The following is an 18,218-nucleotide window of genomic DNA, read 5'->3' on the forward strand; positions in this document are numbered from 1 at the left end:
GCCGTTAGCACGGGAGCACATGTGCCATAGTGAGCACTATTTGGTTTTCAAAAGACCGCTGACCGCGCCGGTAAGCCCGACTTGCTGGCCTGAACTTGTGCTACTGCCTGTCGCACTGGCGTTGACATTGGTGGTTAGCGAAGAGGTCAGGCCGCTCACTGTGGTGCCAAGGCCGGTCACCAGGCCATTGCCCCCCACGCCGAGCGAGCCAGAAGCCCCCGCTGAAACGGAGCCTGAGCTGCTGCCGGTTTGCACTGGTTTCACCAGCGTACCGCTGTCAGTCACCACCTGGCCGGTATTCTGGACAACTTGCCCCAGGCCGCCGAGAGATGGATTGCTGCCGCTTATATTGGTCCCCAGGCCGCTGACGGCTCCCCCTGTGGTGGTCAGCAGGTTACTGACAGGCGTACCTAGCCCGGTAGCCCCGCCCACGGCCTGAGTGGCTTTCTGCGTATCTGAAAGGGTGGTGTTAACCAGCCCCGTAGCACCGGTTGTCAGGTTTGACACGCCAGGGCTTTGTACCGTTTGAGTCAGGGCATTCCCTGTACCGGTCACGACTTGCCCCGCAGTATTGACCAGTCCACCTGCGGCACCAGTTACCCCGCCGACTGGCGTATTGGCTGTGGAGCTTGCGAGATTAGTCCCGACTGCTGAAACGGTTGTCCCAAGGCCAGATACGGCATTGGTCGCACCGGTCACGGTGGTGCCCACCCCGTTAGGGTTGTTAGCATTGCCAAGGCCATTTACTACGCCGTTGCCGACGGTTGAAATGGCGCTGCCGGTGCCGTCCACGGCCACGGCAATCGTGGAGGTGACAGGATTATTCACCGGTAACTGAGAACCTACGCCGCTGACGGTACTGCCAACGCCGCTTACGACGCCGCCGGCATCGCCGATAATGTTATTACCTGCACTATTAGCGACGGTTGTTCCGCCTCCAGTGCCTCCACCAGTACCGCCACCGGTTCCACCTCCGCCCGAACCGCCACCTGTTCCAGTACCTGTACCTGTTCCAGTACCAGTACCTGTTCCGGTACTGCCACCCGAGCCGGTTCCTCCACCGGAACCGTTACTCCCCGAGCCGCTACCGCCATTGCTTGCGGTGTCTGTGCCCGTGGTGCCGGCAGATCCGGCTGTTTTCGCCGTATTGTGCGAACTCCCGCCGCCGCCGCTACAGGCCGACAGGGAGAAGGCAAGAAGTACCGCCATCGCAATAGCGCTGAGGCGGCCAAAGTTATTTGAGCGCATAGCAATACTCCACTATTAGCACGCCGGACGGCGTATTAATAAGTGTATGGCGTATTTGAATCACTGCCACATCACGGCGCATATAATATGAATTTAAATTTCCAAATGAGATTTTTGTCGTATTTCTGCATTTTGAAATTGAATGTTTTTGATATTAAATTTCTAATTATCATTAGGTTATATTTTTACCAAAAGGTAAAAAAATTTTTATGACGATTGCCTTGATTTACGATGAAATGTCTTCTTTAAATAGCTATAAAATTAAGCCGTGCTGTATTCATATTTTAGTTTTAGTTTCGCTTAATTGATAACGTTTCGCTTTAAGATAAAGCGATATGAACCCACTGTGCATTTTTTGGAAGTTTGCAGAATTGTTAACTCGCCAGCGCGGCCGATTTGTTGCAAAGTAACAGCCAAAATGATGTCTGGCAGGTAGAGGAACAGGATGGGTTGGCTACAAAAACTAAAAATTGATAATTTTTTACTGATAATGATTGGCGTGGTGATCGTGGCATCGCTGTTCCCGTGCGAGGGGATAGTGAAAACGGGGTTTGAATACCTGACAACGTTTGCCATCGCGCTGCTCTTCTTTATGCATGGGGCGAAGCTTTCCCGCGATGCCATTGTGGCGGGCATGGGGCACTGGAAACTTCATTTAGTGGTGTTTCTCAGTACCTTTGCGCTGTTCCCGCTACTAGGGCTGGCGATGGGCTTTCTCTCTCCGGCTATTCTGAGTCAGCCGCTGTATATGGGCTTCCTCTATCTTTGTGCGCTGCCCGCCACGGTGCAGTCAGCTATCGCCTTTACTTCGGTTGCCGGGGGTAACGTGGCGGCGGCGGTGTGTAGCGCTTCTGCATCCAGCATCCTGGGGATCTTCCTCTCGCCCGTTCTGGTCGGGGCGCTGATGCAGACTCAGGAAGGGACAACCGACACGCTGCATGCCATTGGCAAAATCATTATGCAGTTGATGGTGCCGTTTGTTATCGGGCACCTTTCCCGGCCGCTGATTGGCAAGTGGGTGGATCGCCATAAAAAACTCATTGGCCTGACCGACCGATCGTCCATTTTGCTGGTCGTCTATGTGGCGTTTAGCGAAGCGGTAGTCGAAGGCATTTGGCATCAGGTCAATGGTTTCTCGCTGCTGATGGTGCTGGTCTGCTCGCTGGTGCTGCTGACCATTGTGTTGGTGGTGAATACCCTGGCGGCGCGCCTGCTGGGCTTTAATACGGCTGACGAGATTACTATTGTGTTCTGTGGCTCGAAGAAAAGTCTGGCCAATGGCGTGCCGATGGCAAATGTGCTGTTCCCGGCAAGTGCGGTAGGGATGATGGTGCTGCCGCTGATGATTTTCCACCAAATCCAACTGATGGTTTGCGCCGTTCTGGCTCAGCGCTATGCCCGCAAAACGGCCGAACAAAAACGGCAGCTGGAATCCGCGTCCTGACGCCAGCTGCCGGTATTTTTACGCCGCCTTAACCTTAGCGATAAGCGCCTGTTTTTCGGCTTCGCTCAGGAACGCAATCTTCAGTCCATTCTCCTGCGCGGTGCGAATGTGCGCCGCGCTGAGGCCGGCCTGAGGTGCCGCGACGTTGTACTCATGAATAATATCGATGCCCTGAACCGCAGGGTCATCGGTATTGATCGTCGCCAGCACGCCGTGATTGAGGAAAGCAATAAGCGGGTGTTTGTCCAGAGCCGCAACGGTGCTGGTCTGAATATTCGAGGTCAGGCAGGACTCAATGCCGATTTTATGCTCGGCCAGGAAATCCATCAGCGCCGGATCTTCAACCGCTTTTACGCCGTGGCCGATACGCTCCGCGCCCAGCTCGCGAATAGCCTGCCAGATGCTCTCCGGCCCGGCAGCTTCGCCGGCATGCACGGTGATCCGCCAGCCAGCATCCCGCGCACGATTAAAGTGATTCAGGAACAGGCTGCCCGGGAAGCCAAGTTCGTCTCCGGCTAAGTCCAGCGCGGTAATGCTGTCGCGGTGGGCGAGCAGGGCGTTCAGTTCCGCTTCACAGGCGGCTTCACCAAAGGTTCGGCTCATAATGCCGATCAGGCGGGCTTCAACGCCAAAATCGCGGCAGCCCTGGCGTACACCTTCAATTACGGCTTCAACCACGCCGGCCACCGGCAGGTTATGGCTCATCGCCATGTAGCCAGGGGAGAAGCGCAGCTCCACATAGTGCAGGCCGTTGCGGGCGGCGTCTTCAATGTTTTCCCAGGCGACGCGGCGGCAGGCCTCGAGATCGCCCAGCACTTTCACGCCCCAGTCCAGCTTCTGCAGGAAACTGACCAGGTCCGGTGCAGTCTCAACGACCTGAACGTGTGGACGCAGGGTTTCGAGGGTGTTGGCAGGCAAAGATAAATTAAACTGGCGGCCGAGATCGAGGATAGTTTGCGCACGAATATTGCCATCAAGGTGGCGGTGCAAATCGGTTAACGGCAGGGTGGTATCAATCATGGTCGCACTCTTTTTTTGATTAAAGTGCGGCGTATTATAAAAAGAAATGAGGGGCAATTGCTACGGCTGTCAGCATTTTGTTGCGCAAACGTCCCTGTCGCGCTTTTGCCGCGAAAAATTACTGCAGTGTTAGCTTGTAGCCAAGATGGCTGGCCTCAAAACCAAGGTTGTCATAAAAGCGGTGTGCATCCGTCCGTGTTTTGTCCGTAGTGAGCTGAACGAGGTGACAGCCTCTTTCTTTGCACTGCTGGACTGCCCAATCCACCATCTGTTTGCCAAACCCCGTCCCTCTCTGTGAACGCGCAATGCGTACCGCTTCAATCTGGCCGCGCCACGCGCCTTTGCGCGCTAAGCCCTGAATAAAGGTCAGCTGTAACGTCCCGATGACCTCATCTCCGGATACGGCTACGGCAAGTAGCTGGTTTGGGTCGGCATCGATGGCATGAAAAGCCTCAATGTAGCGCTGATCTAAGGGAAGGCTGGGATCTTCTCTCAGACGGCCCAGAATGTCGTCGGCTAACAGCGTGATAATGGCGGGAACATCGGCAAGCTGTGCTTTACGAAAAAGTATCTCGGTCATTGGCTGGATTCCATCAGGGGAAAGAAGGCTTGTGTCGGCAAATGTTAGCACAGCCCGCTTTTGGGGCTGGCTGTTTTTGGGTTTTATAAAAAGTTGTTTGTAAGCATATTTAAATAAAAAAGATCTTTTTATTCGCCTGTTTCACCGACGGCTGCCAACCCATTTTTAATCGCGCAGGTAGCTATAAACGTCGGCATAAACTGATCAATCAAGAAACGCGGGTTGGGCTGCTTATCTTCATAAAAACCGGCCAGAGCGAAACCCGCCTCAAGCTGCCCGCCGATCTGCTCTTCCAGTGAATGGCCGAAGACGAACGCTTCTCCCCGAACCTGCTTTGCGGCCCGCTCGTCGGCCGTTAGATCATTGACGTCAGAATAGGGCAGGCTGAATCTTGGGCGGATAACGCCTTGTTCGGCATAGTTGGCTGCACGATCGCCGATGAAAACAACCGGATTAAAAAAGCTGGATAACAGCTTTCCGCCGCTCGCTAAAATCCGGTAACAGCCGTGCCAGATGGGGCGAATATCCGGCACGTACTGGTTGGATATCGGGTGGATAATGTAGTCAAAGCTTTTATCCGCGAAACGGGACAGATCGCGCATATCGCCCTGGACAAATGTCAGCGTCAGATTGTCCCGTTGCGCAACAAAGCGGTCTTTATTGAGCTGCTCCTGCGATAAATCATAGACGGTGACTTCCGCCCCGGCGGCGGCGAGCACCGGGGCCTGCTGCCCCCCGGCAGACGCCAGGCAGAGAATGCGTTTTCCCTGCACGTTCGGTAGCCAGCTGGCAGGGAGCTTGCCTGGCGTTAAATGAATCTGCCACTCGCCGCGGCGGGCTTGTGCAATGATGTCGGCACCGACAGGCTGTGACCATTCGCACTGCTGGCGGGCAAGGGCATCCCATGCGGCGCGGTTGTGCTCGAGTAAGTCGGAAGAGTGGGTAAATGTATCAGGCATCTTATTTTCCTCTGGGGAGTGAAAAGCAGAGCCAGGGAATAGCGGCAAGATGTGTGGCAGAAGCCACAGCCGAAACTGCAAAAAAATAAACAGCAATGCATATTCACACTGGCATAAGTCAGGCAGCGAGCGCATTAGTTGTTCATTTCGTTGCAAACCTCGGGGAGAAAGAGTGGGCGATTAACTCTAGTTCCTGCCGGGAAGGGCGTCAACCGCCATTTAAGGTAGTCCAAAAAGCGCGGGTTACCCCGCACTCAGTGACTCAAGCCTGAACCGTATTTTTTTGCTCGATCAGGCGGCGCAGCAGCGGAATCAGCAGCAGTAAAATGACGCCGGTAGCGACGGAGCCCCAGCCCAGTTGGCTAAAGACTTTACTGTAGCCAGGGTCGGTCAGTACCGGCGTGCTGCCGCTGTTTTGCGGCATGCGGCCGGAAACATAGCCTGCCAGTACGGAGGCCACGCCCGTAACCATCATCCAGCAGCCCATCATCAGGCCCTGCAGGTTGGCCGGGGCCAGTTTGCCGATCATCGAGTAGCCCACCGGGGAAATCAGCAGTTCGCCGATGCTTTGCAGAATGTAGCTCAGCACAATCCATTTCAGCGCCACCATGCCGTCCGCACCTGCCATGGAGATACCCAGCGGCAGCACCAGCATGCCAACGCCCATACAGAACAACGAAGAGGCAAACTGGGCGGGAATGTCGATGCGCACGCCGCGATCGCGCAGGCGTTTGAACAGCCAGGCCATCAGCGGGCCGCCGATCACGATGACGATAGTGTTGATGTTTTGCAGCCACTGCGGAGAAACTTCCCAGCCGAAAGCGTTCAGGGTGACGTTATGCTCGGCGAACAGCGTCAGCCCCATGGGTGCCAGCTGGTACAGCGACCAAAACACCAGCGAACCAGCGGCCAGCAGCAGGTAAGCTGCCATGCGGCGACGCTCGTGCTTGCGAGGGTGGCGGGCGGTCATGACGCACAGTGCCAGGAAGACCAGTGCCCCTAGGACGATAACAAACGTGCTGCTGAATTCGGTATGGCCGAGCAGCAGGCGCAGAACCGGGACCAGAAGAATCAGGATCAGCAGCCCAAAAGCCATGCGCAGATAAAACCCTTTCCCCTTGATGTGCTGCAGCGGCGTACTGATATCTGCCAGCACCGGCCAGCGGAGCAGGGTAATGACTACGGCGGCGACGTTGCCGAGGGTGGCAAACAGGAACAGCGCCCGGTAGCTTTCGGTCAACTGGTAGTAGCCCGCCACGGTAAAGCCGATAAAGAAGCCCAGGTTCATCCCGGCGTAGTTCCACAGGAAGGCGGCTTCACGGCGATCGTCGTCCGGCGCAAAACGCTGGGTCAGCATCATGTTCAGGCAGGTGACGTTCAGCCCGCTGCCGCTCAGGAACATCGCCAGCCCCCACCACAGGCCAGTCAGGCCCGCATCGGCAATCAGATAACAGCCCGCGACCTGCAGCAGCATCCCCAGTACAAACAGGTTCCGGTTGCTGAGATAGCGGCCCCCGAGGCAGCCGCCAAACAGGTGCAGCCCGTAGTTGAATGCCCCGAAGATCCCCATCATGGCATCGGCCTGGCCTTCGCTAAAGCCCAGTCGCTTGGTGACGTACAGCACCAGCGTGGAGTAAAGCACCGCAAAGCCCAGGGTGGCGAACATCTGAATAAAGAACAACGCGCCCGAGCCGGGAGGAATGGCCTGATGCGAGGCGTGGCCGGAAGATAAACTCATATTGTCTCTCTCAACAACAAAAAGACCCGGGAAGCGCGGCGTCACCGGGTCTTAATTTCTATGACTATGATGAGAGAGCATTTTCGTCGTATTTAGCGGTTTTATGCAAAGCAGAACGACTAAATATTCACATTAAATAATTTCAAAATTTTACAAACCAAAAAGATAACCAGACGAAAGTGCTTAAAAATCACTCCGAATCGATGCCGCGGGGAAATTCAAGGTGGCCGGTCACCTCGCCCCAACTTGCGCCGACAGGCGAGAGAAACAGCGGATGCTGAGCGCAGTAAACCGGGTTGATCATGCCCTCCAGCGTGCCGTCCTCACGGCGGATATCCCAGCGAATCCACGCATGTTTTTTCATATCTGCGTGAATGTCTTGGGGAGTGTTTTCCAGGGGATATTCAGCCAGAATACCCGCTTCCGACACAACCTGGAGCGTGTAGCGCTGTTCGCTATCTTTTACCGCTACAGTCAATACGATCTGTTTGCCGTCAGCAGCGTCGCCCGGCAGCAGCGCGCCGTCATTCAGGCTGAACGTCAGGCCGCAGCGGCGCTCAAAGTAACAATGCCCGCTTTTGATGGCGGCAAGAATAGCCTCTCCGCTGAGCGCCTCGGCATAAACCCAGGTTGCCGGGTCGCCGTAAATAGACGGCTCTGTCGCCTGCGGATAGCGCTCGTGGGGCTGCATATGGCAGTCGCTGCCGCCGACGGCATAAATCCGGTGCCCCGCGTTCCACAGCGTGGTGAAGATCTCAACTACCTGCTCGTTCGCGGTGGTGGCGTTTTTCCAGGTTGGATCGTTGAGCACTTCCAGTACGTCGATCTCCGCCATCGGCATGTCGTTATAGAGCCAGCTCCACGGGTGCAGCATGGCGTGGTTTACGCTCAGTACGCTTTCTGGCCGCTTGAGCGCAATGCCCTGAGTGAGCAGACCGCGGCTGCTGTAATCCGCATGGAACATATTCAGCGTGGCGGCGGGGCCGTGCACGTTCAGGTGGCCTTTGTCGGCGGTGACTTCAATGCTCGGCAGCAACAAAACGCTGTCGTGGCGCGGGAGACAGGCGTGGGACAAGTTGTGCTCGGTCAGGAAGAAGAAATCCAGCCCCTGCGAAGCCATGATATCCAGCGCCTCAGGCAGCGTATTGTTGCCGTCGGACTGCGTGGTATGGCCGTGCAGGTCGCCGCGATACCAGCCGGGACGATCGCTGAGCGTGCGCTGGTAGTCAAAAATGACCTGGTGATCTGGGCGTAAAACGTCTTGTTTTTCAAAATCAACGGGGGCGGCCAGTGCGTCGAAAGTCACCTCCAGCCGATAGCTCATGGGCTGCGGCGAACGGCTTTCACCGATGACGTTATAGATATGCAATTGCCATTCTCCGGCGGGGAGTTCACCGGGGAGAGCACCGATGGAAGCCCAGTCCGCGCAGACTGTCAGCACCTTTTCCGGTTTTTGCAGCATTACCGAGGCTCTTAGCTGCTGGCGGCTGTCGTAAAGGTAGCAGTAGAGGTGTCCGGTACGCAGAGTCGTGCCCGTCAGGCTAATCGCCGGGATATTGTCTGCTACAGAGAAGGTGTGGACGGCATGACCGAAGGGAATTTCACCGGTAAAAACGTGCATGATTTGCTCCTGTTCTTAATTGTCATGAGCTTAAGGGGAGCGAGTGAAGATTGTGTGTCGCTTGGGTGTCGGAAACATGACGAAGTGATGGATGCCGCAGGAGAGGAAGGGGAGCTGGCTCCCCTTTACGGGCTATAACAGCGAATGGATCCCGGCAATAAGCCGCTCGACGCCAGCCTCAAGTTTGACGCGCGGGCACCCGGCGTTCAGGCGCACAAAGCCGTTGCCTTCAGGGCCGTAGGTGTAGCCCGGCATGATGGCGACTTTCTGCTCTTCAATAAGCACTTGCTGCAGCGCTCTGTCGTCCAGCCCCAGCGGGCGTAAATCAATCCATGCCAGGTAAGTGGACTGCGGTGGCTGCCAGTTAAGTTCAGGAAACGCCTGGTTCAGCCTGTCGGCCACGAACTGTAAATTGCTTTGCAGGTAGTCCCGCAGCGCGTCAAGCCAGGGTTGGCCTTCACGGTAGGCGGCAATATGAGCCACAATCGCCAGCACGGCCGGAGAGGAGAGGCCATCCTGCCCTTTGAGCACGTTCAGGTATTTTTGGCGGTCGTCTGCATGATTAATCAGCCCGTAAGCGCCGGTAAGTGCCGGGATGTTGAAGCTTTTCGAGCCGGATGTGAGCAGCGCCCAGCCGCCGAGGCCAACTTCGCACCATGGAATGTGACGGTTATTGCCCCACACCATGTCCATATGAATCTCATCGCTGATAACCTGCACGCCGTGGCGTGCACAGAGTTCAGCTATGGTGGTCAGCTCTTCCCGTGTCCAGACTTTGCCCGTTGGGTTATGCGGGCTGCAAAGCAGCATGATTTTACATTCAGGCCGGGCGAGCAGGGTTTCCAGCTCCGTCATATCACAGTGCCAGCCTTCCGCTGTTTTATGCAGCGGCGCGCTCAGAACCTGACGCTGGTTGCCTTCAATTGCTTTGTAGAACGCATCGTACGCGGGGGTATGAATCAGCACGCCGTCGCCCGGCTGCGACCACTGGCGTAGAAGCTGCGAAACCATGTAAATCACCGAAGGACCGTAGACTACGCTCTCCGGGTCGATGCTGCTGCCGAAACGCTGCTGGTACCAATGGGCGATGGCGGAGAGAAAATCGTCGTTCTTCCAGCGGCTGTAGCCGAGTACGCCATGGGCCAATCTTTTTTGCAGGGCAGCAAGAATGCAGGGCGCGGTAGGGAAGTCCATGTCGGAGATGGTGAAGGGCAGCAGGTCAGCGACGCCGAAGCGGTCGGCCACATAATCCCACTGGGTGCACCAGGTGCCGTGGCGGTCTACCGGAACAGAAAAATCAAACATAAAACCTCACAGCTTTTAACCACAAAGAGGGAAAACCGCGCTTTCCCTCTTCGTCTGATAATGAAGAGCGCCGAAACGCTCCTGATAAATTAAGCCTCGACTGTGCGCATCAGGCCGGCCATCTCATCTTTTACCGACTGAACCTGTGGCCCGATAACCACCTGCAGGTTGTGCTCGTTGAGCTTCACTACGCCGATGGCGCGGTTAGCCTTAAGCGCCGCGGTATCCACCAGCGACATATCTTTAACCGACAGACGCAGGCGGGTGATGCAGTTATCCAGCGTCGAAATGTTATCGCTGCCGCCCAGCGCCGCGAGAATCGCTGGCACGTTATAGCCAGATTTGCCCGTGTGGCCGCCAACCGGTTTTTCTGCAGTGGTGGTTTCAATATCACGCCCTGGGGTTTTGATATTGAAGCGGGTAATGGCGAAGCGGAAGATGGCATAGTAGCCAGCAAACCATACCGCGGCTACAACCGGGACCATATACCATTTGGTGGACAGGCCGTGCAGCACGCCGAAGACGAAGAAGTCGATAATGTTGCCGTCGGTGTTGCCGATAGTCACGCCCAGCACGGACATCATGGTGAAGCCAATCCCGGTCAGCACGGCGTGAATCAGGTACAGCACCGGCGCGACGAACAGGAACAGGAACTCGATAGGTTCGGTGGTGCCGCCCACTACGCAGGCAATCACGCCGGAGATCAACAGCCCTTTAATTTTATGGCGGTTTTCCGGGCGAGCACAGTGGTACATCGCCAGCGCTGCACCTGGCAGGCCGCCGAGGAACGCCGGCATTTTACCCTGAGACAGGAACTGCGTTGCGCTTTCAGAGAAGCCGTGGGTGGTCGGGCAGCTCAGCTGCGCCTGGAAGATAGTCAGCGCGCCGCTCACGGTGTGACCGCACACGTCCATGGTGCCGCCCGCTTCGGTGAAGCGAATCAGGGCCACCAGGATGTGCTGCAGGCCGAACGGCAGCAGCAGACGTTCCCCGGTGCCGAAGATCATTGGCCCAAAGATACCTGCGCTATGGATCATGTAGCCCAGGGCGTTGATCCCTGCGGCAAAAATTGGCCAGATCAGCGGAATAACCAGGCCAACCAGGCCCATCACCAGGGTGGTAATAATGGGCACAAAGCGGGTGCCGCCGAAGAACGCTAATGCGTCCGGCAGGCGGATATTGTGAAAACGCTCGTGCAGCAGATAAACGATAATCCCGGCAATGACCGCGCCGAGAATACCGGTATCAATCGACTGCACGCCGAGCACGCTTTGAATGTTATTGGCTTTGAGGATTGCCGCATCGGTCGTTGGCAGGATGCCTTTGGCGGTGAGCCAGAAATTAACCGCGAGGTTCATCACCATATAGCCGACAAAACCGGCGAAGGCGGCCACGCCTTTATTTTCACGCGCCAGGCCCAGCGGGATGGCGATACAGAACATCACTGGCAGGAAGCTGAACGCGAATGAGCCCATTTTGCTCATCCAGGTAAAGATCAGCTGTAAGACTGGGTTGCCCAGCCACGGGATCTCGGTAACAACGTCATGGCTGCTCAGCGAACTGCCAATCCCCAGCATGATGCCGCAGAACGACAGCAGCGCCACCGGCAACATAAAAGTTTTGCCGAGGTTCTGGAAAAACTCCCAAAGCGATTTTTTTTGTGGTGTATTAGCCGCCATCACGACTCCTTGACCCGGTTAAAATGAAGTGTTGTGTAAGTAAAGTTTGAAAATGATAAAACGTTTTACCCAATTTTATCGTGAGGACGATCGCAGAATTACCGCGCATAATGAAGTTGAATATGCCAGCATAAGTAAAACGTTTTATCTTTATATTTATCGATTCACGGAGGATCTGACTTAACGATGTCGACGCTGACCAAAAGAATCACTATCAACGAGGTTGCCGAGGCCGCAGGTGTCTCGGTGACCACGGTATCGCTGGTGCTCAGCGGTAAGGGGAGGATCTCCACCGCCACCGGTCAGCGGGTGAATGAGGCTATCGAAAAGTTAGGCTTTGTGCGTAATCGCCAGGCCGCTTCGCTGCGCGGTGGCCAGAGCGGGGTGATTGGCCTGATTGTTCGCGACCTCTGTAATCCTTTTTATGCGGAGTTAACCGCCGGGTTAACGGAGGCGCTGGAGCAACAGGGCCAGCTTCTGTTTCTCACCCAGAGCGGTAGCCAGGGGCAGCATATGCAGCGCTGTTTCGACACGCTGGTGGCCCAGGGCGTGGACGGTATTATTATTGCCGGTGCGGCAGGTCAGGGCGCGGATCTGCGGGATATGGCAGTACAGAATAAGGTGCCGCTGGTGTTTGCCTCGCGGGCAAGTTATCTGGACGAGGTTGATATCATCCGCCCGGATAATATGCAGGCGGCGCAAATGGTGACCGAGCATCTGATTAAGCGCGGACATCAGCGTATTGCGTGGCTGGGCGGGCGTAGCTCGTCGTTAACGCGTGCGGAGCGGCTGGGCGGCTTTTGCGCCACCCTGATGCAGCATGGGCTGCCTTTCCATAGCGACTGGATCCTTGAGTGCGAGCCGAGCCAGAAGCAGGCGGCGGATACCATCACGGAACTGTTGCACAACTTCCCGACCATCAGCGCCGTGGTTTGCCACAACAGCACCGTGGCGATGGGGGCGTGGTTCGGCCTGACCCGCGCGGGTTGGCAGATGGGCGGCGGCAGCGTGGACAGTTATTACGACCGGCACATCGCGCTGGCAGGCTTTGCCGAAGTCACAGAAGATGACCTGGACGACGTGCCAATGACGTGGGTGACGACGCCTGCGAGAGAAATTGGCCGCAGCGCGGCACAGCGTATTCTCCAGCGAGCACAGGAAAGCGACGTCGTGTTCAGCAACCAGATTATGCCCGCCCGGTTAATTACCATTAAAAACTAACATTTGCAGGAATCACATGAGCGACTTTCCAACACTTATCGGCCAGCGTATCAAGCTTAGGCCCCTGGAGCTGAGCGATGCCCCGTTGCTGGTTGAGGCCGCCTCGGACGGTGAGCTGTGGAATTTGCCGTTTACCGTTGTGCCGTCCGCGCAGACGGTAAACGACTACATCCAGCATGCGCTCAATGGGCGGCAGGCAGGAACTATTTTGCCGTTCGTGACGACGGATATTGAGTCTGGACACGTGATTGGCTGCACGCGGTTTTGGAAAATAGATATGAAAAACCGCAAGCTTGAAATCGGCAGTACGTGGCTTGCCGCCCGCTGGCAGCGAACCTGGGCCAATACCGAAGCCAAATTTCTAATGCTGCAATATGCGTTTGAGACGCTGGATTGTGTTCGGGTGCAGTTCACCACGGATGTGATTAACGAAAAGTCTCGCCGGGCTATTCTAAGATTAGGCGCGAAGCAGGAAGGGATAGTCAGGCACGAGCGAATCATGCCGGATGGGCGCAAGCGTGATTCGGTAAGATTTAGCATTATTGACGATGAATGGCCAGAGATACGGGATTCACTCGCGGCGCTGCTGGCCGACAGAAACTAAAAAACCCGCCAGATGGCGGGTTTTTGTATGGCTTACTGCTGAGGTGCAGGGTCGGCGTCCGGAGACGCATCATCCCCCGGTGCTTCGTCCTGCGGCTGCGGCACGGCATCGCTGTCGTTATCCTGCAGCGCCGGGCCACCCATGCCTGCCGGCAGGGCGAACATGCTGAACAGTTCACCCAGTGACATCTGCTCACCGTTCAGAGAGGCTTTCCCGCTGCCGTACTGCAGGCTGGTGGTGATGTTATCGCCGTCGACTTTGGTGACGCGGAACATCTGGCCCATGGCGGCGAGCCCCTTGATCTGCTGGTCTGCGAGTTTGTCTGACTCTTCCGGGCTGTAGCCTTCCAGCTGCGCCACCTGGGACATCAGCCCCGTAGCCATTGGCATAGGGATAACCAACTTCGCGTCGAGAGATTTCACGTAGCGATCCAACTGCTCTTCCGGTGTGTTGGCCGGGCCGGTTGCGCCCTGCGGATCCTTCATAAACAAGGACAGGTTAAAGGTCGATTCGCCTTTCGCGTTCTTCCAGCTCAGCGGGGCGACGGTAATGATTGGATTGCCCTTCAGCAGAAGCGGCAGGTTAGCGCTAATCAGCTCCACGGATTTTTGCTGGTAGAGCTCAGGGTTTTGCTGCAGCGCTGGATCGGCCATCAGCTGCTGTACGCCCGCGTTGTATTTCTGGGTAAACTCGCGCAGCGCGGCGGCATCAATATTGCCGAGCTTGAGCGTCAGCTTGCCGCTGCCCATATTTTGGTTCTGGACTTTCAGCGCATCAAGGCTGTAGTCGAACTGGCCGGTGAAGTGTTTTTTGTCGTCCTGCACGTCAGATTTTGCGTTCAGGTTAAAGCCTTCCACGACGGCAATTTCTTTGCCATCCACAACCATAGACAGCTTATCGATGGTCGCCTTCTGAGAGCCTACGCGCTGGTCAAACAGGCTGCGTTTGCTGTCGCCGTCGGTTTTGATCCCGTTGAAAGAGAGCTGCACGCGCTGGCCGTATTCGTTAACGGTGTTGACAAGGCCGCTGTCGGCCGAGCCGGACAGGGCGATTTCATTGCCCGCGCCATCAACGTCGGCGGTAAATTTGCCGCCGCTGAAGCTGAACTTGTCTTCACCCTCGGTGGCATCAATGGCCGCCAGGGCGATATCCGAAGACGTTGCACCGCTGTAGCCCACGCGGGTTTCCACGCCGATAAGCGGCTTCTCTTTGGTCAGCGTGAAGAGGTGTTTGGTTGTGTCGTTATTCACCAGCTCGGTGTGGATCGACGCCATGCTCGGGATCAGGTTGAATTTCTTCAGCTGTGCGAACGGGAAAGGACCATGGTCGATGGTTTCGTTGAATAACACGCTTTGGTCTGGCGTGAGCAGGGCGTTTTTCGTCCCGGCAGCCTGTTTAACCACCAGCTGTACCGAACTGTGGAAAAGCCCACGCTTGTAGTCCTGATAGCTGAGGACCAGCCCTGATTCCGGTGCTGAATTCTTGATTTCAGCATTGGCATTATCAATCATTTCGGCCATACGGCCTTCGAGTTGTTTACCCGTAAACCAAGCCCCACCGGTCCATACCACGCCCAGCGCAACAATTACCCCAACCGCAACCAGAGATTTTTTCATCGTGTCATTATCCATGTATAGAAGCCGGCAGCCGTCCCCCACCGGGCGAAAGAAAAACGCCTGTTATCAGGCGTTTTCGTCAACATGCTTACTAGCTTAGCAATACGCGCTAAAAAGATCAGTAAGTTAAAGTTTATTAAACACTCGTGCTACCCGACCAACGCCGCTAACGGCAATCGGGGATTCTGCGGCGCTAATAAAGGCTGACTCGCCCGGCTTCAGCACCAGGCGCTGGGCGTCTTTGGTTAGCACGGCTTCACCTTCAACGCAGAACACAATGGCAGCGCTTTGTTGTGCCAGCGCGGCTTCCTGCGTGCTCAGGTCGTGCAGGGAGAAGGCAAAGTCATCCACTGGAATAGGGAAGTCCAGTTCGCTGCCGTTTTTCTGCGGCTCGGTCAGCAGTTGATTGGCCGGTTTTGGCTCAAATTTGACGTTGGCCACCAGTTCAGGGATGTCGATGTACTTCGGCGTTAGCCCGGCACGCAGCACGTTGTCAGAGTTAGCCATCACTTCCAGCGCGACGCCGTTCAGATAGGCGTGTGGGGTTTCGGCGAACAGGAACATCGCTTCGCCCGGCTCAAGCTTAACCACGTTCAACAGCAGCGGGGAGAAAAGGCCGCTGTCGTCCGGGTAGAACTCGGAAATCAGGCGAATGGTTTCCCACGGCTCGCCCTGCTGATTATTCAAGGCAGCTTTTAGTACGCCAAGGGCCAGGGCTTTTTCTTCGCCCTGCATATTTAGCAGGCCGGCAAACAGCTGCGCCAGGGTTTCGGCCCTAGGCTGCTGGAGGAAATGCGCAATCAGCGGATGTGCGCCAGAAACCGGCTGCAGCAGCGACACAATGTCGGAGAATTCGCGGAAAGCGTTCATCGCGAGGAACGGCGTCAGGGCAAAGACCAGTTCAGGTTTGTGGTTAGGATCTTTGTAGTTACGCTCTGCGGCATCAAGCGGAATGCCCGCTGCATTTTCTTTCGCAAAGCCGATTTCAGAGGCTTTTTTGTTCGGATGAACCTGAATGGAGAGAGGCTGGGCGGCGCACAGGACTTTGAACAGGAAAGGCAGCTCGCCAAAACGCTCGGCAACGGCTTTCCCCAACAGCGCTTGTTTGTCGGCGTCAATCACATCGCGCAATGCGTGCGGTTGCCCGTTGGTATCGAGCACTTTTGAGCTACTCTTTGGGTGAGCGCCCATCCACAGTTCGGCCATGGGCTTATGCTGCGGGTTGGCGATGCCGTACAGTTCCGTTAGCGCCGTTTCACTTCCCCAGGCATAATTTTGTACCGCATTGATCAATTTTTGCATCTCAGGTCCCTGTCATCATTGAATCGAAGTTTCAGTTATTAAACCAATTATCCGCCGGGAAGTAACCAGGGCAACAAAAAGTCGTATTAGTCTCAGTTTCTGTTAAAAAATTGTGTAGCATGTTATGACTTGTTTTTGGAACGCAGCGTAAGATCCTGCGCTGAAATATAAAAATTAACGTTACTGTTGTCGCAAGTGAGAGAAATATGTCGAATAAACCCTTCCATTACCAGGAGCCTTTTCCGCTCCAAAAAGACCCGACCGAATATTACCTCCTGAGCTCCGACTATGTTTCCGTCGCCGAGTTTGACGGCCAGCAAATCCTCAAGGTTGATCTTCAGGCCCTGACGCTGCTGGCTCAGCATGCCTTCCACGACGCTTCGTTTATGCTGCGCCCGGCGCATCAGCAGCAGGTGGCGGACATTCTGAGCGATCCGGAAGCCAGCGAGAACGATAAATACGTTGCGCTGCAGTTCCTGCGTAACTCAGACATTGCCGCCAAGGGCATTCTGCCGACCTGCCAGGACACCGGCACCGCTATCATCATGGGTAAAAAAGGCCAGCGCGTCTGGACCGGCGGGGGCGACGAAGAAGCGCTGTCTCGCGGCGTCTACAACACCTTTATTGAAGATAACCTGCGCTATTCCCAGAACGCCGCGCTGGATATGTACAAAGAGGTGAACACCGGCACCAACCTGCCAGCGCAGATCGATCTCTACAGCGTGGACGGCGACGAGTACAAATTCCTGTGCATCGCCAAAGGCGGCGGTTCGGCTAACAAAACTTATCTCTATCAGGAAACCAAAGCGCTGATCACCCCGGCGAAGCTGAAAGATTACCTGGTGGAGAAAATGCGCACCCTGGGCACTGCGGCCTGCCCGCCGTATCACGTGGCGTTTGTTATCGGCGGAACCTCTGCCGAAGCGACGCTGAAAACCGTGAAGCTGGCGTCAACCAAGTACTACGACGGCCTGCCAACCGAAGGCAACGAATACGGCCAGGCGTTCCGCGACGTGCAGCTGGAAGAAGAGTTGCTGAAAGAAGCGCAGAATCTTGGCCTGGGCGCGCAGTTCGGCGGCAAATACTTTGCCCACGATATCCGCGTTGTTCGTCTGCCTCGCCACGGCGCATCCTGCCCGGTTGGCATGGGCGTGTCCTGCTCAGCCGACCGCAATATCAAAGCCAAAATTAACAAAGACGGCATCTGGCTTGAGAAGCTGGAGCACAATCCGGGCAAGTACATCCCGGAAGAGCTGCGTCAGGCGGGCGAGGGTGAAGCCGTTAAGGTCAACCTGAACCGTCCGATGAAAGAGATCCTCGCCCAGCTGTCCGACTTCCCGGTGTCCACCCGACTGTCGTTAACCGGCACCATTATTGTGGCGCGTGACATCGCTCACGCTAAACTGAAAGAACGTCTCGATAACGGGGAAGATCTGCCGCAGTACGTGAAAGATCACCCGATTTATTACGCAGGCCCGGCCAAAACGCCGGACGGCTACGCATCCGGCTCCTTAGGGCCGACCACGGCGGGCCGCATGGACTCCTACGTGGATCAGCTGCAGGCCAACGGCGGCAGCATGATCATGCTGGCGAAAGGCAACCGCAGCAAGCAGGTGACCGACGCCTGTCACAAACACGGCGGATTCTACCTGGGCAGTATCGGTGGCCCGGCAGCGGTGCTGGCGCAAAATAGCATCAAGAGCCTGGAGTGTGTTGAGTACCCGGAACTGGGTATGGAAGCTATCTGGAAAATCGAAGTGGAAGACTTCCCGGCGTTCATCCTGGTGGATGACAAAGGCAACGACTTCTTCCAGAAAATTCAGGCCTCACAGTGTTCTCGATGCGTTAAGTAATACTCAAGCCGCCGCCTATAGTGGCGGC

At 56.0% G+C, this 18,218-nt stretch carries 14 protein-coding genes; 4 read left to right on the top strand and 10 right to left on the bottom strand.

The annotated features are described in order from the left end of the window. Positions 1–36: 36 nt before the first annotated feature. Positions 37–1,248 (bottom strand): collagen-like triple helix repeat-containing protein, encoded by a 1,212-nt coding sequence (locus ACR6JA_RS02655; protein ID WP_494493519.1) that lies wholly within the window; start codon positions 1,246–1,248, stop codon positions 37–39. Between the two features lie 445 nt (positions 1,249–1,693). On the opposite strand from ACR6JA_RS02655, the gene ACR6JA_RS02660 reads away from it, so the two are divergent. Next, the gene (locus tag ACR6JA_RS02660) at positions 1,694–2,692 is read left to right on the top strand and encodes a bile acid:sodium symporter family protein (protein ID WP_039302450.1); all 999 of its coding nucleotides are present in this window, start codon (positions 1,694–1,696) and stop codon (positions 2,690–2,692) included. An 18-nt stretch (positions 2,693–2,710) separates the two neighbouring features. Here the strand turns inward: ACR6JA_RS02660 and add are convergent, their stop codons facing one another. The 7 genes from add to malX all read right to left on the bottom strand — a co-directional run bounded on the left by add (position 2,711) and on the right by malX (position 11,594). Further along, positions 2,711–3,712, bottom strand: a complete 1,002-nt coding sequence (add, locus tag ACR6JA_RS02665; RefSeq protein ID WP_494493520.1) for an adenosine deaminase — start codon at positions 3,710–3,712, stop codon at positions 2,711–2,713. A gap of 118 nt (positions 3,713–3,830) precedes the next feature. Then, positions 3,831–4,292 carry a GNAT family N-acetyltransferase gene (locus ACR6JA_RS02670; RefSeq protein WP_039292568.1) on the bottom strand — a complete coding sequence of 154 codons (462 nt, stop codon included), beginning with the start codon at positions 4,290–4,292 and terminating at the stop codon, positions 3,831–3,833. A 128-nt stretch (positions 4,293–4,420) separates the two neighbouring features. Further along, on the bottom strand, positions 4,421–5,251 hold the full coding sequence (locus tag ACR6JA_RS02675) for a class I SAM-dependent methyltransferase (protein WP_494493521.1): 831 nt from the start codon (positions 5,249–5,251) through the stop codon (positions 4,421–4,423). Between the two features lie 262 nt (positions 5,252–5,513). Next, positions 5,514–6,989: a peptide MFS transporter gene (locus ACR6JA_RS02680; RefSeq protein WP_494493522.1), complete on the bottom strand. Its 1,476-nt coding sequence runs from the start codon at positions 6,987–6,989 to the stop codon at positions 5,514–5,516. 190 nt (positions 6,990–7,179) lie between these two features. Continuing rightward, positions 7,180–8,610, bottom strand: a complete 1,431-nt coding sequence (locus tag ACR6JA_RS02685; RefSeq protein ID WP_494493523.1) for a CehA/McbA family metallohydrolase — start codon at positions 8,608–8,610, stop codon at positions 7,180–7,182. 132 nt (positions 8,611–8,742) lie between these two features. Further along, a complete protein-coding gene (locus ACR6JA_RS02690) occupies positions 8,743–9,915 on the bottom strand; it encodes a MalY/PatB family protein (protein WP_494493524.1) in 1,173 nt (390 codons plus the stop codon). Between the two features lie 89 nt (positions 9,916–10,004). Next, positions 10,005–11,594: a maltose/glucose-specific PTS transporter subunit IIBC gene (gene malX, locus ACR6JA_RS02695; RefSeq protein WP_213715819.1), complete on the bottom strand. Its 1,590-nt coding sequence runs from the start codon at positions 11,592–11,594 to the stop codon at positions 10,005–10,007. A gap of 186 nt (positions 11,595–11,780) precedes the next feature. Here malX and ACR6JA_RS02700 point away from each other — a divergent pair, with 186 nt between their 5' ends. After that, positions 11,781–12,815, top strand: coding sequence for a Mal regulon transcriptional regulator MalI (locus ACR6JA_RS02700; protein ID WP_213715820.1), 1,035 nt, complete (start codon positions 11,781–11,783; stop codon positions 12,813–12,815). A 16-nt stretch (positions 12,816–12,831) separates the two neighbouring features. Then, positions 12,832–13,419, top strand: coding sequence for a GNAT family N-acetyltransferase (locus ACR6JA_RS02705; RefSeq protein ID WP_494493525.1), 588 nt, complete (start codon positions 12,832–12,834; stop codon positions 13,417–13,419). A 32-nt stretch (positions 13,420–13,451) separates the two neighbouring features. On the opposite strand, the gene ACR6JA_RS02710 is transcribed toward ACR6JA_RS02705, so the two are convergent. Next, the gene (locus tag ACR6JA_RS02710; protein WP_213715822.1) at positions 13,452–15,035 is read right to left on the bottom strand and encodes a YdgA family protein; all 1,584 of its coding nucleotides are present in this window, start codon (positions 15,033–15,035) and stop codon (positions 13,452–13,454) included. 126 nt (positions 15,036–15,161) lie between these two features. Continuing rightward, entirely contained in the window at positions 15,162–16,337 is a 1,176-nt protein-coding gene (gene manA / locus ACR6JA_RS02715; RefSeq protein WP_494493526.1) for a mannose-6-phosphate isomerase, read from the bottom strand. 206 nt (positions 16,338–16,543) lie between these two features. On the opposite strand from manA, the gene fumA reads away from it, so the two are divergent. Further along, positions 16,544–18,190 (top strand): class I fumarate hydratase FumA, encoded by a 1,647-nt coding sequence (gene fumA, locus ACR6JA_RS02720; RefSeq protein ID WP_494493527.1) that lies wholly within the window; start codon positions 16,544–16,546, stop codon positions 18,188–18,190. The last annotated feature ends 28 nt before the right edge of the window (positions 18,191–18,218 follow it).

The organism is Cedecea sp. B1(4) (genome assembly GCF_059414925.1).

Bases quoted from the DNA above. Each gene is read 5' to 3' on its own strand.
- ACR6JA_RS02655 (WP_494493519.1), bottom strand. From the start codon at position 1,248: ATGCGCTCAAATAACTTTGGCCGCCTCAGCGCTATTGCGATGGCGGTA.
- ACR6JA_RS02660 (WP_039302450.1), top strand. From the start codon at position 1,694: ATGGGTTGGCTACAAAAACTAAAAATTGATAATTTTTTACTGATAATG.
- add (WP_494493520.1), bottom strand. From the start codon at position 3,712: ATGATTGATACCACCCTGCCGTTAACCGATTTGCACCGCCACCTTGAT.
- ACR6JA_RS02670 (WP_039292568.1), bottom strand. From the start codon at position 4,292: ATGACCGAGATACTTTTTCGTAAAGCACAGCTTGCCGATGTTCCCGCC.
- ACR6JA_RS02675 (WP_494493521.1), bottom strand. From the start codon at position 5,251: ATGCCTGATACATTTACCCACTCTTCCGACTTACTCGAGCACAACCGC.
- ACR6JA_RS02680 (WP_494493522.1), bottom strand. From the start codon at position 6,989: ATGAGTTTATCTTCCGGCCACGCCTCGCATCAGGCCATTCCTCCCGGC.
- ACR6JA_RS02685 (WP_494493523.1), bottom strand. From the start codon at position 8,610: ATGCACGTTTTTACCGGTGAAATTCCCTTCGGTCATGCCGTCCACACC.
- ACR6JA_RS02690 (WP_494493524.1), bottom strand. From the start codon at position 9,915: ATGTTTGATTTTTCTGTTCCGGTAGACCGCCACGGCACCTGGTGCACC.
- malX (WP_213715819.1), bottom strand. From the start codon at position 11,594: ATGGCGGCTAATACACCACAAAAAAAATCGCTTTGGGAGTTTTTCCAG.
- ACR6JA_RS02700 (WP_213715820.1), top strand. From the start codon at position 11,781: ATGTCGACGCTGACCAAAAGAATCACTATCAACGAGGTTGCCGAGGCC.
- ACR6JA_RS02705 (WP_494493525.1), top strand. From the start codon at position 12,832: ATGAGCGACTTTCCAACACTTATCGGCCAGCGTATCAAGCTTAGGCCC.
- ACR6JA_RS02710 (WP_213715822.1), bottom strand. From the start codon at position 15,035: ATGAAAAAATCTCTGGTTGCGGTTGGGGTAATTGTTGCGCTGGGCGTG.
- manA (WP_494493526.1), bottom strand. From the start codon at position 16,337: ATGCAAAAATTGATCAATGCGGTACAAAATTATGCCTGGGGAAGTGAA.
- fumA (WP_494493527.1), top strand. From the start codon at position 16,544: ATGTCGAATAAACCCTTCCATTACCAGGAGCCTTTTCCGCTCCAAAAA.